8 protein-coding genes are annotated in these 14,216 nt (G+C 51.4%); 5 read left to right on the top strand and 3 right to left on the bottom strand.

Annotated elements, in window-relative coordinates; translation table 11 throughout:
• Positions 1-467 precede the first annotated feature (467 nt).
• The 4 genes from arcB to P2G88_RS09545 all read left to right on the top strand — a co-directional run bounded on the left by arcB (position 468) and on the right by P2G88_RS09545 (position 7,456).
• Positions 468-2,810 carry an aerobic respiration two-component sensor histidine kinase ArcB gene (gene arcB / locus P2G88_RS09560; RefSeq protein WP_275795641.1) on the top strand — a complete coding sequence of 781 codons (2,343 nt, stop codon included), beginning with the start codon at positions 468-470 and terminating at the stop codon, positions 2,808-2,810.
• Positions 2,811-3,117: 307 nt separating this feature from the next.
• Entirely contained in the window at positions 3,118-5,373 is a 2,256-nt protein-coding gene (locus P2G88_RS09555) for a TonB-dependent receptor (protein WP_275795640.1), read from the top strand.
• Between the two features lie 121 nt (positions 5,374-5,494).
• Complete coding sequence (locus P2G88_RS09550) at positions 5,495-6,517, top strand: LacI family DNA-binding transcriptional regulator (RefSeq protein ID WP_275795639.1); 1,023 nt, start codon at positions 5,495-5,497, stop codon at positions 6,515-6,517.
• A 216-nt stretch (positions 6,518-6,733) separates the two neighbouring features.
• Entirely contained in the window at positions 6,734-7,456 is a 723-nt protein-coding gene (locus P2G88_RS09545) for a transporter substrate-binding domain-containing protein (RefSeq protein WP_275795638.1), read from the top strand.
• Between the two features lie 344 nt (positions 7,457-7,800).
• On the opposite strand, the gene pgmB is transcribed toward P2G88_RS09545, so the two are convergent.
• Both pgmB and P2G88_RS09535 read right to left on the bottom strand, forming a co-directional pair.
• Positions 7,801-8,496: a beta-phosphoglucomutase gene (pgmB, locus tag P2G88_RS09540; protein WP_275795637.1), complete on the bottom strand. Its 696-nt coding sequence runs from the start codon at positions 8,494-8,496 to the stop codon at positions 7,801-7,803.
• Positions 8,493-10,835, bottom strand: coding sequence for a glycosyl hydrolase family 65 protein (locus tag P2G88_RS09535; protein WP_275795636.1), 2,343 nt, complete (start codon positions 10,833-10,835; stop codon positions 8,493-8,495). Before P2G88_RS09535 ends, pgmB begins: the two co-directional genes overlap by 4 nt.
• Before the next feature lie 131 nt (positions 10,836-10,966).
• Here P2G88_RS09535 and P2G88_RS09530 point away from each other — a divergent pair, with 131 nt between their 5' ends.
• Positions 10,967-12,202: an MFS transporter gene (locus P2G88_RS09530; protein ID WP_275795635.1), complete on the top strand. Its 1,236-nt coding sequence runs from the start codon at positions 10,967-10,969 to the stop codon at positions 12,200-12,202.
• A gap of 8 nt (positions 12,203-12,210) precedes the next feature.
• Here P2G88_RS09530 and P2G88_RS09525 read toward each other — a convergent pair whose 3' ends face one another.
• Entirely contained in the window at positions 12,211-14,199 is a 1,989-nt protein-coding gene (locus P2G88_RS09525; RefSeq protein ID WP_275795634.1) for a methyl-accepting chemotaxis protein, read from the bottom strand.
• Positions 14,200-14,216 lie beyond the last annotated feature (17 nt).

The raw sequence follows: 14,216 nt of genomic DNA, 5'->3' as shown, positions 1-14,216 counted from the left end.
GCGTCGCTATTCCAAATCCACCTTTATTGAAATAGGACGACCCATAACGGGTTGTATCGGAGATATGGCTTTATTTGAATCGTTATGCACTACCTCGCGGGGTAATGAACATACCCATTATGGTGCAAGAAATCAATTGCCCGATTTGCTGATATTGGGGATAAAAATTGTGAATAATTGGTGCAGGTGGGATGTTTGTTTCTTGTATTGCGCGAATGTGGTCACTTGTTAGGAGGTGGAGACTATGTTTCGCCTGGCTTGTTTAAGGGTGATGCTCCCTTTTATCAACCTTGAGGAGGAAGCTGAACAGCTAAGGATGTGGTTGTATTTGTTAATAAATGAATAACTATCTATCCATTTGGCATAAGTTAGATTGCTCGCGGGCTGGATAAATTCTTTCGCTGCCAATACCAATTCATTGTGTCAGTTGTTAGCATTCGCCCACAGCGTTTTTGCAGATAGCGGTCATGTCTAATAACTTCCATATCGACTCCTGGGCGTTTCGTTTTGCCCAATATGTTTGGCGCTTTGGCACAATCAGAATCAGTATCTTTTTCGTCCTCCTGACCTTGGCTTTCACCCTGATAGGCTCTTATTTCGTGCGACTGCAGCTGACCGGTGAAGTGCAAATGGCTGACTTTATCACGGCCATTATTCTGACCATGCTAAGCGCACCTTGGGTGCTTTTCTTTTTTAGTGAGTTGGTGTCTCAGCTGGAAAAAAGCAGACGCAGCCTAAAAGAGGTAGTGAATCAGTTAGAAAGCCTACGTGAAGAAGATGTGCTGCTAAACCGGGAGTTGCAAAGCAATATCCGCCAACTGAACAGCGAAATGGAACAGCGTCGCGCCGCCCAGGAAGAGCGTGAAAAAGTGTTCACCGAACTGGAGCAGGAAATTAAGGAAAAAACCGAAAAGGAGCAACAGGCGCTGCGGCTTTCCACACTGCTGCGTTCTATTATCGATGCCAGTCCGGATCTGATTTACTATCGCAATGAAGCGGGGCAGTTCGCCGGATGTAATCGTGTTGCTGAGGAGATGACCGGCAAAACTGAGGCCGAGTTGATTGGCCTGACCCCCCATGAGGTATATGAAGAAGACTTGGCTAACCAGGTGGTGGCCAGTGATCATGAGATCCTGGAAAACAACGTTAGTATCACCGAAGAGTTATGGCTGCGTTTTGCCGATGGTCGAAAGCGCTACTTCGAAATGCGCAAAGTGCCTTTTTTCGATCAGGAGGGTCAACGCCTTGGGTTATTGGCTTTTGGCCGGGATATTACTGAGCGCAAGCAGTCACAAGTAGCATTGGAAAAAGCAGCACGTGATAAAACGGCCTTTGTTGCGACCATCAGTCATGAGTTAAGAACTCCGCTCAACGGCATTGTTGGACTTAGCCGTATGCTCAGGGATACCGAGCTGAATAAAGAACAATACGCTTGGGTCAGTACCATTTACGCCAGTGCCATCACCTTGGGCAATATCTTCAATGACATCATCGACCTGGATAAATTGGGGCGCGACCGATTGGAACTGGCCCTGAAAACGGTCAGCCTGCGCGATTTCTTTGATGAGTTGTCGAGCATTATCAAGCTGCTGGTAGCGGATAAAGGGCTGGCCTTTCAGACCAAGATTGACGGTTCACTGCCGGAATTTGTGGAGGCGGACGGAACGCGCCTGCGCCAGGTCTTGTGGAACCTACTGTTTAATGCGGTGAAATTCACCCAGCAGGGTTCGGTGAGTTTTACCCTTTCCGCCAGCGCACCTAAGCAGGGCATGTGCACTGTCATCTTTAAGGTGGCCGATACCGGTATTGGCATTCCGGAAGAGGAGCTGGATAAGATTTTTGCCATGTATTATCAGGTGCAGCATCCCGATCATCAGAGTGCCACCGGCACGGGTATTGGCTTGGCCATCTGCAAACAGATGGTGGATCTGATGGGCGGTAAAATCCATGTCAGCAGCGAAGTGGGCAAAGGTACCTGCTTTACTGTTGAGCTGCCGCTGGCGGTCAGCACACGTCCAGCACAATTGGCAGATATTGAGGTCAAAGGCCTGGATATTTTGCTGGTGGAAGATATTGAGCTCAACGTAATGGTCGCTAAGGCATTGCTGGAAAAGCTCGGTCAGAAAGTGGATGTGGCCATGACCGGCAACGAAGCTCTGCAGAAAGCCAGAAGCCGTCATTACGACCTGGTGCTGCTGGACATCCAATTGCCGGATATGAATGGCTTTGAAGTGGCCAGTCAATTGCACGAAGAAGACTTGGTGGCTGGCACGCCTATTGTTGCGCTAACCGCCAATGTGATTAAAACCCGACAGGAATACCTGGATCAGGGCATGGACGATGTAATTTCCAAACCCATTAAAAAGAGCAGGGTGATTGAGGTCTTTAACCAATTGTTCAGCGAGTGTGTGCATCAACCTCATGCGCCAGCGTTGGCCAATGGCAATGGCAACGAAGCGGTGTTGGATCTGGATATGCTGCAGATGCTGGTGGACACCATCGGGGCAGAGTTGCTCAGCACCAGCGTTAATGTATTTAAACAAAGCATTCCGCAGTATATGGAAATCCTGCTGACCAACTTAAGCGCCAAGGACAAGGATGAAGTCTGCAGTCAGGCCCACAAAATAAAAGGAGCCGCGGGTTCGGTAGGATTATCGCGAGTACAGAAGATTGCCAATCAAATACAACAAGGTGACCATCCGGCCTGGTGGCAGAATGTGTACGATTGGGTGGAAGAGTTACAGGAAGCCCTGAAGCTGGATACCCAAGCCCTGCATAACTGGTTGGCTGATCAGAGTATTGATGATTAAAGGCTTGCCAGGCAGGGAATGCAATCGTTATCAGTAAGTGTTTGCTGAAAGTAATAGCCTGTCCCCAGAGACAGGCTTTTTTATGCCCGGTGATGCCTGAAAAGTCAATTTTATGTGGCGGAATTGATTTCCTGAACGGCAAGACATCAAGTTTTTAACAAAAAACACACAAATAGTTCCGATCTTTATTGCAATCGATTGCAATGCGATCTATTTTTACCTCCAACATCTTTCCGGCTACCCAAATCCAATCGTCAAAACTGGGTTGCCCTTGATGCCTGCTAACTCAATTTTGGGGATGAGAAACATGAATACCAGACAATGCGCCTTGGCACTGGCCATCGCTTCCGCCTTGGGAAGTGCCCAGGCCCAGGAAGCCACAAGCAACAGCAGCGAAGACGCCAAAGATTATGAACAGATAGTGGTAACAGGAACGCCATCGGGTACCGCCATGCGCAAAGTAGACGCCAGCTTTGCTATCACTAACCTCTCTGCCGATGCCATCCGCAAGTTAGCGCCCAAAAGTACGGCCGACTTGTTCAAAGCAGTGCCCGGTGTCTGGGCCGAAAGCTCAGGTGGTGTCTCAGGCGCCAACGTCTTTGTGCGTGGCTTTCCCAGCACTGGCGATGCGCCCTTTTTGACCGTGCAGATGGAAGGTGCCCCCTTATTCCAGCCACCGACCTTATCCTTCCTGGAAAACTCTACCCTGTTTCGTATCGATGAAACCGTGGCCTTTATGGAAGCCCTGCGTGGCGGTACCAACCCTGTGGTCTCCAACGGTCAGCCAGGCCTGACCACCAACTTTATGCTTAAGGAAGGCTCTGAGGTTACCGAAGGACTGTTTAAATACAGCACCTCGGATTATGACCTGCAGCGTGTGGATGCTGTGGTCAGCGGCAAAATTGATGATGGTCTCTACTATATGGTAGGCGGCTATGTCTCCAGCTCCCCCGGTATTCGTGACGCCGGTTTTAATGCCGAAAAAGGCCATCAATTTACCGTAAATATCACCAAGGAACTGGATAACGGTAAGATGAATTTCTACACCAGGGTCACCGATGATCACGGCGTGTGGTATTTGCCTACGCCGCTGATTGACGGGGTGGATAACAGCTATACCCAGATTGGCACGATGAATCGTCAGGCCAGCATCCAATACGGTCCCGATGGCACCACTCAAGCTTATGATTTTGGTGACGGTCGTGGCTGGGACGGCTCAGTATCCGGTGGCAAAATTCAGCTGGATTTGGGCAATGACTGGGAGTTTGTCGACAGATTCAACTATACCAAGGGCGATGCCAACACCTTCGGCCTGGTGCCCAATGGCGAGCCGGTGGCCCTGTCCACGGTGGCTGATAATGGCAGCAGTGCAGTAGGCGCGGTATCGGGCAATGCATATTCCGGCAGCACCCAGGTACAGCAAATTGGCCGTTGGGTGGTGCTCAAGGAAATCGAGTCTTTTACCAATGACCTGGCTTTCAGCAAGCGTTTTGATGCGCTCAAGCTGACGGTTGGCCTGTATAACTCGCACTTCTCCGCCAACGACTGGTGGTCCCTTGGCAATCAGTCCTACCATGTGGTGGCGCCCGGCGGCGAGAATCTGACCGGTATCGATTGCAATGACAACCTGGACAGCTGCGGTTGGAACTACGATATCAACAGTACGGGCGATGGCCGTACCCAGGCGCTGTATACCGCCTTTGAATATAAGCCCATGGATAATCTGACTCTGGACTTGGGCTTGCGCCGGGAGAACCATGAGATTGAATATACGGTGGACGAAGGTCTGGACGGAGTGGTTACCAAGTCGGTGGATTACGACGAAGATACCACCTCCTGGACAGCGGGTGTCAACTATATGCTGACAGATAATTCCGGGGTGTTTTTCCGTATTAATGACGGTAACAAGATGCCCTATTTTGATGATTTCCGTGATAACTACGGTAACTTCAGCAACGGTGGCGACCTGATTTTCGAAGTGGACCAGTACGAATTGGGTTATAAGCTGGCAGGGGACAATTACAGCCTCTACGCCACCGGCTTTTTCAACGAGAGCGAAAGTTCCAACGTGACTCAACCCGGCGCACCTGCGGTGTTGTTTGTGACCGAGACCAAAGGTGTTGAGATTGATGCCAACTATACCTTTGATATGGGTCTGAATATCAACCTTAATGCCACGTTGCAGGATACCGAGATCACTAAGAGTGATAACCCCGATTGGCTGGGCAACGAAGTACAGCGCCAGCCGGGCTGGCAAATCAGGGTGACGCCCAGCTACGATGTGGAACTGGCCGGCGGCAACTTCCTGACCTTGTATGGCACGGTCTCGTCGGCGGATGATCGCTGGTCCGATAATGGCAATGCCGTGGTGTTGGAAGGCTATACCAAGGTAGATGTTGGCGCCTACTGGGAAGTGAGCGAGAACGTCAACTTGCGGGTATCGGTGGATAACCTCACCGATAAGGACGGCCTGACCGAGGGCGATCCCCGTAACCCCCTGGCGCCAAACGGGCGCTTTATCCTGCCTCGCTCAGTTAAACTGAGTGTCGGCTATACCTTCTAAGGCAAATGGGCCTCGCAGCTTGTGAGGCCCACCTGTCCAGGTACAGCATTTCTCTTCGCCATAAGCCAAGCATTTGATAGTCTTAGTGGTTTTGGGCCATTAGTCAGACCAGGTTGCCAGGATGAATCAAAAGCGCGTAAGAAGCATTGCCGATATCGCCGAACTATTGGGGGTATCCGAATCCACGGTTTCCAGGGCGCTAAACGACAATCCGCTGGTTAATCAAAAGACCCGTGAGAAAATTCAGGCTCTGGCCAAAGAGCATAATTTTAAGATTAACGCCAAGGCCAGGGCGCTACGCACCCAAAAAACCCGGGTAATAGCGGTGGTGGTACTGTTTAAAGAACGCACCGAGCGCGGTATTTCCGATCCTTTCCTGCTGGATATTCTCGGTGCCATTGCCGATGAACTGACCCTGCACGGTTACGATATGTTGCTATCCAATACCCGCACTGCCTCTGATGACTGGGGCAATTACTATTTTGATTCCAAGCGTGCAGACGGCCTGATTGTGATTGGCCAGGGGGAACATGATGCACGTATCGATAACCTGGCCAGGGAAGACTTTCCCTTTGTGGTTTGGGGGGCGGCACTGCCAGACAGCGATTATTGCACTGTCGGCAGCGACAATAAGATGGGCGCCTTTATGGCGGTTAATCACCTGATTAACCAGGGCTGTAAACGGATCGCCTTTTTCGGTGATATCAGCCACAGCGAAATGGAGCAGCGCTGGCAGGGGTATTGCCTGGCCTTGCAGCAGGCGAGGATTGCCCTGGATGAAAGCCTACGCTTTGATACAGACTTTACCAGCGAGGCGGGTTACCAAAGTGCCTGCCGTTTACTGGCACAATCATCTCTAACGGTCGACGGCCTGTTTGCGGTCAGCGATGTGATTGCCCTGGGGGCGATGAAAAAGCTGACTGAAGCGGGTATTGGCATTCCCGGGCAGGTTGCCGTAGTCGGCTTTGACGATGTGGCCATGTCCATGTTCTATCAGCCGTCGTTGACCACCATCCGCCAGCAAACCCTGGAAGGGGGAAGACTGCTGGTCAATAAATTATTGGACAAGCTGGCCGGCAAAGCGGTGCGCTCGCAATTGCTGGATGTGCAGTTGGTAGTGCGGGAGAGCAGTAAAAGAGAGTGATGCGTTAGGTGTGAAGAGCTGGCGCATTTCCGTCGGACCAGATTTCTGGCCAAGCAAGAGCCGAGCGCATCAGTCGGTCCTGACCAAGGTTTCAATTTCCAGTCTTTAGCTAACCAAAGCTAAGTGAGCATTTAATAATGCTGCCAACGCCGTATCCGTTATACTTGCTGCTAAATTCAAACAAAAAAATGGCACGCACTTTCTAAGATCTTAATGATGAAGTGGTTGTTAGCTGGACTCAGCTTTGTGACTGCGGCAGTGGCTGCCGAGTCTTATCATTTTGCCTCAATTAAGCTGCTTGCCGAGCAAGAGGTGGGCAGGATTGTGCTGCCTCAGCTTTATGCAAAGCTTGATATCCAGATCACTATTACTCCCCTGCCCGGCAAAAGGGCCGAACACAACGTGGTTAACGGGCAGTTGGACGGCGAAATCATGCGCATCTACTCCTACGGCGACGAAAACCCCAATATGGTCAGGGTGCCTACCGCCTATTACTTCCTGGAAACCATGCCTTTTGTATCGGCCAGCAGAAATCTGCGCATCGAGGACCAAGAACATTTGCAGCAATTTATTATTGGTAAGGTGAGAGGAGTTAAACATACCAATAATATGACTGCGGGCATGCCCAGGGTGCATGATTTCGACACTACCGAGGAAATGATGCGCCTGGTAGAGCAAGGCTTAATCGATGTGGCCCTGACCAGTCAGTTGAATGGGGTGGTGACTCTGACGGCGATGGACTCAAACCGCCTGATAGCGACAACGCCCCCATTAGACAAACAGGATTTGTATCACTATATCCATCAGCGTCATAAAACACTGGTGCCCCGCATCGACAAGGTGATTGCCCAAAGTATTGCCAATGGGGAGTTAGCCAAACTAATAAGCGAGGCAGAAAAGCAGGTGTTTGAGCGGGCTAAGGCTAAAAAGGCTCGCTAGGTTGATGCTTTGCTGTGAGTGCAGGAGTTTATTTAGCGCTTCACTTGAGGCTTCAGCGCTCTAACGAGGTCTGTCTATGAATGCGCAAAGAAATCATTGTCACTTAGCCCATTGTCATAGGGGACTATAGAAAAAGCGTTTTAGCAGTACGTCCTGTAGCTTGGTTCCAGCCGCATCATCCACGATGCGTCGTTCATCACATTGTTCGACCCATCCATGAGTCTCACCCTGCCGGGCTGTCAGGTCAGTTCAAATCCTTTCCTGAAGGATTTGTCGGCGTGACGTTACCAATTCATCTGGAATGAATTGGAACAGCTTTAGTTGGCTTGCTAAGCAGGTGAGCCTCAGGGAGGAGGCGAACAATTCACCCCTCGCTCGCTTCGCTCACCGTTCTTCACCCACAACACCTTATCCAATTCCATAGCGCTAATATGCGGATACACCCATTCAGCATCTTGTAGTACGCGTCCATCGCCGATACCCACGCTGTGCATACCGGCATCCAATATGCCTTGTAGTCCTGCCAAACTATCTTCCACGCCCACTGCCTCTTGGGGGTGGACACCCAGGGCTTTAGCCACGGTCAGGAAAATCTCGGGATGGGGTTTGCCTTTGGCAATCTTGGCTGCATCGGCCACATAGTCGAAGGCATCTTCAATGCCCAGACGCTCAATCACCATGGGCGCGTTTTTGCTGGAGGAGGCGAGACCGATGGCAATCTGCCTGGCCTTCAGGGTGGCAAACAGCTCTGTTACCCCATCAAATAAATCCATGGGGGTCATGGTTTCAATCAGTTGCTGGTAGTGGCGGTTTTTGTTGTCGGCCAGGCGCTGTCTCTCTGCTTCTGGCAGCCTGAGTCCACCCTTGGCCAGGATAAAGTCCAGTGAACCCATACGGTCCACGCCTTTTAACTGCTCGTTATCTTCGCGGCTAAAGGGGATGCCTAACTCACTGGCCAGGGCCGACCAGGCCTGATAATGGTATTCGGCGGTATCGGTGAGCACGCCGTCCAAATCGAAAATCATGGCCTTGATAATCATGCTTTATCTCCCTGATTGGCCAGGCACAAGGGCTGGTCTTTTTGCAGCAGTACTTTCTTGCCCTGGTGCTCTATTTCCAGGTTGTCACCCCTCAGTAACTGATAGCGGGTCTCCCTGGCGCTGATCTGTATATGCAGATGGCGGCCATGGCAATTGAGGTTAAAGCCAAAGCCCCGCCAATGGGCCGGCAGACTGGGGTTAAACACCAGCTTATCGGCGCGGATCCTAAGACCGGCAAAACCATTTACGATGCTCATCCAGGAGCCTGCCATGCAGGCGGTGTGGATGCCGTATTCGGTATTGCCGTGCAGGTTGTCGAGATCCATACGCACCGAATCCTTAAAGAACTCATAGGCCTTTTCATAGTCCCCGGTCTCGGCAAATTCGATGGCATGGATACAGGTGGACAGGGTCGAGTCATGGGTGGTCAGTGGCTCGTAATAGGCCAGGTTTCTGGCTTTTAGTTCCTGCGGGAAGGCATCGTCTAGCAGGAACATGGCCAGCACCACATCGGCTTGTTTCAATACCTGATGACGATAGATCACCAGCGGATGGAAATGCAGCAGCAGGGGATACTGATTGGCCGGGGTATTGGCAAAGTCCCAGGGCTTTTTCTCCAGGAAACTGTCATCCTGAGGGCTGATCCCCAGCTTTTCATCATAGGGCAGATACATCAGGTCGGCTGCTTTTTGCCATAGCGCGACTTCTTCTTCGGTTAGCGTCAACTGATGGCAAATTGATTTCCAACGTTCGCTGTCTTCGCGTTGAAAGCGATCGACCACTTCTACGGCAAAGTCCAGGTGAGCCTTGGCCATGGCATTGGTATAGAAGTTGTTATTGACGATGGCGGTATACTCATCGGGCCCGGTGACCCCGTCGATGCAAAAACGCCCGTCACATCTGGGGTTGAAATGGCCTAAATGCAGCCACAGGCGGGCGGTTTCAAACAGCATTTCGGCGCCCATCTCAAGAATAAACTGCCAGTCGCCGCTCGCCAGGTAGTAGCTCTTAATGGCATGGGCGATGGCAGCGTTGATATGGTATTGGGCGGTGCCGGCCGGGAAAAAGGCCGAACATTCATCACCGCCTATGGTACGCCAGGGATAAAGCGCACCGCTGGGATGGGACATTTCCCTTGCCCGCCTGCGCGCACCGTCCAGAGTATGATAGCGATATTCCAGGCAATGGCGGGCCAGCGCCGGATTGGTGGCGCTTAGGAAAGAGAGAATATAGATTTCGGTATCCCAAAAATAATGGCCGTCATAACCGTGGCCGGTCAGGCCTTTAGCGCCGATATTGCTTTTGCCATCCTTACCCACCGACATAAAAAGGTGCAGCAGGTTAAAGCGAATCCCCTGCTGCATGGCCGGATCGCCATCGATGACCACATCGCTGTTACGCCAATAGGCCTTTACCTGCTCGGTATGCTGAGCAAAGAGTTTGTCCCAACCAAGCTCACGGACTTCGGCCATCAGGCTCTGGTGGCTGGCCTTAAGTGTCGTGTCGTCCATTGTCCGGCTGTGGTTATAGAGCACATATTTTTCCACCACCAATGGCTTGTTCTGATTCAGGGCAAACTCGAACTGATGGCCAATCTGTAAATCATGATCCAGTTGGGTGGTGCGCAGCGGTGGTACGGAAAAATGGTGGTCGTAGCCAGAGCACAGCAGAAATGGACTGTCCTTGACCTGATGTTGCATGCGGGCATCGCTATGACCCAGTTCGCTACGTGTTAATTGCAAGCTATCGGCAATGCTGAGTTGGCCCACCCTGGGGTCGCTTTTATTGGCAGCAAAGCGATAGCCGGCATCCAGTATAGATTTGATGCTTATCTCACCGCTGAAATTCAAAGCGGTGATCTCCAGTCGCAGGCAAAGCAGATTAGGGTGGCTTAAGGAGGCCATACGTTGGTAGTTGACTTGCAGGCGCTTGCCCTGACTGCTCTGCCATACCAATTCACGTTGATAGCTGGCGCTTTGCATATCCAGACGGCGTTGACACTCAAGACTTTGCGCTTGGCTGACTTTTTCATTATCCACAAAAATCTGCAGCACTTTGCCATTGGGTACTTGCTGCATTTTTTGGTTATGGGTGGCATAGCCATAGGCCACTTCACCGTATTGGATCTCCTCGCTATGGTAGACGCCGTTGAGATAGGTGCCTTCACAGCTGAATTGCCCCTCTTCGGCACCTTCTTCAGCCGTGCCTCTGGTGCCGAGGTAACCGTTAGCCAAGGCAAATAGGGTTTCATCCAGCATGGATTGGTCCTGGTAGCCGCTGGCGGTCGATAAGGCCCATGGCTCAACAGTAAAGGCTGGATTTGGGGAGGGGTGTTTCATAGCTAATAAGCCTCCATTGGCAATTCTGGTCCTAAGCTTAGAGGCTTTGCAGAATTATTGCAATCGATTGCAATAATGTTAATATCTGGTAAATTTCAAGCTGTGCCGTAAGCCTTTTTGCAGAGGAAAGCATGATAACCAACAGGCTGAGAGTAAAACTGTCACTGATGCTGACCTATTTTGTGTTTGCCATACTGCTTAACAGCGTCGGAACGGTGATCCTGCAGGTAATCAACAGCTATGCCGTCAGCAAGGAAGCGGCCAGCGTGCTGGAAGGCTTTAAAGACCTGCCTATCGCCATAGTCTCTTTTGCCCTGGCCGCCTATTTACCGCGCTTTGGATATCGTCGGGCGATGATGACCGGTAGCTTGATGATCAGCGCTGTCTGCCTGCTAATGCCATTGTTTCCCGGTTTTTTGATGACCAAGATGTTGTTCCTGGTGGTGGGCAGTGCTTTTGGATTGGTCAAAGTATCCCTGTATTCCACCGTTGGCCTTATCACCGATGATAAGCAGCAGCATGCCTCGGTAATGAATACCATTGAGGGGATTTTTATGGTGGGGGTGCTAAGCGGGTATTGGCTGTTTAGCGCTTTTATTGACGGTGATAACCCCACTTCCACTGACTGGTTGAATGTTTATTGGTGGTTGGCATTGCTGGGACTGGCCAACTTTTTACTGCTACTGCTAACCCCCTTCAAAAACCCGATGCCTGAGAAGGAGCAGGGTAATATTCAGGCCTTTATGGATATGCTGCGTCTGGTGTTTCGCCCGTTAGTATTAGTCTTTATCCTCTCGGCCTTTTTGTATGTTTTGATAGAGCAGGGCATAGGTACCTGGTTACCGACCTTTAACAATGAAGTGCTGCACCTGCCTGCCGATATGAGTGTGCAGGCCACCAGTATCTTTGCTGCCTGTCTGGCCATCGGCCGCCTCGGCGCCGGAGTGCTGATGCAGCGGCTGAACTGGTATTTGCTGCTAAATATTTGCCTGCTGAGCATGGCGGCGCTGGTATTGGTGTCTATGCCTTTGGCCAACCTGGCGCAGGAAAATGCCCAGATGAGCTGGTCCAGTGCGCCGCTTGCAGCCTTTATTTTTCCGCTGATTGGCCTGTTTATGGCACCCATCTACCCAGCCATCAACTCCATTATGTTGTCATCCCTGCCCAAGGTGCAGCACTCTGCCATGACCGGACTGATAGTGATTTTCTCGGCCTTGGGCGGTACCACCGGCTCTATTATTACCGGTCTGGTGTTTGGCAGCTTTAACGGCCAGACAGCCTTCTACTTCTCGTTAGTGCCTATTGCCGCTATAAGCGTCACCTTGTTTTTCTTTCGACGAGCCACACTGACCGCCTCCTCGGCCTGATCCGCATGCTAGTTGTGACTTAGCTCATACAAACGTTGTGACAGCATGGACGAAGACTTGCTGAGTTTACTGAGCGCAGCGGCATCCCTGGAATTAAGCTCATTACTTTCGCGAATGCCTTCGGCCAGGCGGTGAATTTCATTGGCCACGCTGGCTTGCTCGCGAGCCGCCACCGCAATCTGCGAGGTACTGTCACTGATGCCTCCAAAGGCGTTGACGATCTCCTGAAAGCCGGCAATGACCTTGGCGGAGCGCTCTACCGATTGGTCGGACAGGGATTGGGAATTGATAATGATCTCCACCCCCTGTTTCGCCGACTGCTGCAACTGGCCTATCATGCCGGAGATTTCATCCGCTGAAGACTGCGAGCGTCCTGCTAAAGTTCTTACCTCATCAGCAACTACCGCGAAGCCGCGGCCCTGCTCGCCGGCCCGCGCTGCCTCAATGGCGGCATTTAAAGCCAGCAAATTGGTTTGCTCGGATATGCCTTTGATCACATCCAACACCGAGCCCATCTTCTGGGCGTCGTCGGACAAACGGTTAATGATATCCGCTGTTTGCTGGAGTACCTTGGCCAGGGCTTCATTGGCCTGGCTATTGGCCTCTACGTCTTTCAGTCTTCGTTGTACCAACTGCTCGGATTCTTCCACCGTTTGTGAGGTATTGCTGGTATTACCGGCCACTTCGGTGGCGCTGCCAGCCATTTGATTGATGGCCGCAGCAAGCAGGTTGTTTTCGCTGAGTTGTGTTTCGGCTCGCTGTTTTAAGGAGGTAGCCATGGTATCCAGTTCAGCCGCCCGACTTTTAGCCTCTTTGGCTTCTACAGCGATGTCTCTTAGCAAGCTGTTGAGGTGTTCCCCATATTGGTTAACGGCCTTTTTCAACAAACCGATCTCATCTTCTTTGTCGATTTTCAAAGTGGCTGAGGTGCCGCCCTGAATCAAACGGCGAATTTGCTCAGTGGTTTCATTGACCCAGGCCATCACCTTGCCGGAATAAAAAATCATGACCAGGCCAAACAACGCCAACAAAGGCAACAAGGTTAGGTACAGACTGAATTTCAGTTTATTCAAGGGGGCTTCAATCACGGAATTAGGCAGCAGCATCCCCATTTTCATGCCTTGCTCTGACATGGTGTGCAAGGTAAGCATGGCCGCTTCGCCTTTAACCACGCCTTCTGGCAGAGATACAACAGATTTGCCGCTGCGTAAGGCTTCCAGCAATGGACGCATACTGTCATCCTTGCTGGCCACGTCGGCCAGTGATTGCATGGCCAGCGAGTCTGAGCGAATGTCCGGGAAACTGATAATCTGGTCTCCCTGACCCAGCACAAAGCTGTAACCTTGCGAAGACTGGTTTTGCTCCTGCAACAAGCCTGATAAGCCGGCCAGGCGAAGATCGATGGTTGCCACTCCCCAGAAACGGCCGCCCCGATTGATAGGTACCGTGCAGGTTACCATCGCAATAGCAGTGCCCGATGAGCTATCTTCATAGGCTTCTGACCAGCCGCATTGACCGGCCTTGAGTTTGCGGCCAACGGTGTACCAACTTTCATTGTGATAGCCGCTACCGCTGGGATCGTTATAGTCGTCGGCTTGGATCAATTGCCCTGAGTTATCTCTGGCCCAGAACAATGAACTGCGCTCGGCCCCAGGCGTAAGCGCATTGGGCTCTGGCCAGATACCACCGCCGACAACGTCTTCGTTGCCAAAGTGGTTGATAATGAGAGGCAGTGCCTGCTCAAAGGCCTGCTTATCAAGCGGGAGGTTTTCAGCAAGCGAGGCCAGACTCTGGGTTAACACCGCCCCCACGGCAAGTTGTGTTTCCAACTCCTTGGCTCCCTTGCCCACATGCAGCAAGGCCCTGTCCTCAGTCTCTTTCTTGATTATGGGTAATGCCAGGGTTTGCATCACGATATAAATCAGAATAAAGGCCGCTACCAACATGGCCGCGCTTAAATACTGGGCCTTGGTTTTTATCAGAACAGTTTGACTCATAACCTCAAATCTCAGGC

It is taken from the genome of Aliiglaciecola sp. CAU 1673, from assembly GCF_029223185.1.
Lineage (GTDB): Bacteria > Pseudomonadota > Gammaproteobacteria > Enterobacterales > Alteromonadaceae > Bowmanella.
Note: the sequence above shows the minus strand (reverse complement) of the source record. Positions and strands in the feature narration are given on the sequence as shown.

Coding starts and splice junctions, on each gene's coding strand:
- P2G88_RS09545 (WP_275795638.1), top strand. CDS start 6,734: ATGAAGTGGTTGTTAGCTGGACTCAGCTTTGTGACTGCGGCAGTGGCT.
- arcB (WP_275795641.1), top strand. CDS start 468: ATGTCTAATAACTTCCATATCGACTCCTGGGCGTTTCGTTTTGCCCAA.
- pgmB (WP_275795637.1), bottom strand. CDS start 8,496: ATGATTATCAAGGCCATGATTTTCGATTTGGACGGCGTGCTCACCGAT.
- P2G88_RS09535 (WP_275795636.1), bottom strand. CDS start 10,835: ATGAAACACCCCTCCCCAAATCCAGCCTTTACTGTTGAGCCATGGGCC.
- P2G88_RS09530 (WP_275795635.1), top strand. CDS start 10,967: ATGATAACCAACAGGCTGAGAGTAAAACTGTCACTGATGCTGACCTAT.
- P2G88_RS09550 (WP_275795639.1), top strand. CDS start 5,495: ATGAATCAAAAGCGCGTAAGAAGCATTGCCGATATCGCCGAACTATTG.
- P2G88_RS09525 (WP_275795634.1), bottom strand. CDS start 14,199: ATGAGTCAAACTGTTCTGATAAAAACCAAGGCCCAGTATTTAAGCGCG.
- P2G88_RS09555 (WP_275795640.1), top strand. CDS start 3,118: ATGAATACCAGACAATGCGCCTTGGCACTGGCCATCGCTTCCGCCTTG.